The 1,229-nt window shown below is 56.5% G+C and carries 1 protein-coding gene; it reads right to left on the bottom strand.

Annotated elements, in window-relative coordinates:
- Window positions 1–7: 7 nt before the first annotated feature.
- Complete coding sequence (locus U5A57_RS41220; protein ID WP_321918078.1) at window positions 8–1,168, bottom strand: IS30 family transposase; 1,161 nt, start codon at window positions 1,166–1,168, stop codon at window positions 8–10.
- Between the last annotated feature and the right edge of the window lie 61 nt (window positions 1,169–1,229).

Here is a 1,229-nt window from a genome sequence, read left to right as displayed (position 1 = left end):
GGCGGATTCAACCGGTCGATGCAACGATTTGGCTAAATCGCTCAGCCGGCGTGTCGAAGTTTAGTGTTTTTCGGGGGCGTTCGTTGAGCCGTCTGGCTACGGCATCCAGTCTGGCCTGCGAGTAGACGGAGAGATCGGTGCCCTTAGGGAAGTATTGCCTCAGAAGCCCATTCGTGTTTTCGTTCGAACCGCGTTGCCAGGGGTGTTGCGGATCGCAGAAATAGACCTCAATGTCGGTAGCGACGGTAAAGCGGTTGTGGTCGGCCATTTCCGAACCCCTATCCCAGGTCAGCGATTTATATAGTTCCCGAGGTAACTTGCTGTCGTGTCGTATCAGCGCGTCAACCACAGCCTCAGAATCCTTGCTGGCCACTTTTACCAGCATCACGAATCGACTTTGACGTTCGACGAGAGTTGCAATCTGGCTCGTAGCGTTGCCATACAGCAAGTCACCTTCCCAGTGCCCGGGTATTGCGCGATCCTCCGCTGTAGCGGGGCGTTCACTGATCGACACGGCGTCGCGAATGTTCGTGCGGTCCTCAGTTTTCAGTGTGTGATGACGGGACCGGCGCATGGTTCGAGCGCGTCGCAAGTGCTCGAGCAATTCCTTTTTCAGAGCGCCACGAGCTTGAATATAGAGGCTCCGATAGATTGTCTCGTGCGACACTAGATAGTCCTTGTTGACCGCGTACACATGTCTGAGCCAACCAGAAATCTGCTCGGGAGACCACTGCAGCTTCAGCTTTGCAGCGACAACTCGTGCCAGCGTCTGGTTTTGCACCAATTTGCAAACCTTCGGGCGACGTGCCCGATTCCAGGCGAGCGCATCCGCTTGATTTGCTCGATAACCTTGACTGCCTCCGTTGCGTTGCAATTCGCGGCTTATAGTGGAAGGAGCGCGTCCCAGCCTGGTGGCTATCGACCGGATCGATAATCCGGACACCAGAGAGCGGGAAATCTCCTCGCGCTCCGCAAGCGTCAAGGTCTGCGGCGCGCGGCGTCTTTGCGGTGGCTCGATGCCGCCGTTCTCCGCGAGTATCCGCTGGATCGAAGAGTGGCCCCGATCAAACAGTTTTGCAATCTGATGGATCGTTTCGCCTTTGCGCCAGCGCTCCCACATCAGTCTTCGTTGGCTCTCGGAGTAATAGATCCTCGGTCGCTGTTTCATTTGCAACACCTCCGCTGCTCACGCAGGCTGTAGTGTGTTGCATCGACCGGTTGAATCCGCC

Source organism: Paraburkholderia sp. J11-2 (assembly GCF_905220185.1).
In the GTDB taxonomy this organism is placed as follows: Bacteria; Pseudomonadota; Gammaproteobacteria; order Burkholderiales; family Burkholderiaceae; genus Paraburkholderia.
The sequence above is the reverse complement of the archived record's forward strand: the minus strand, read 5'-3'. Positions and strand labels throughout refer to the sequence as shown.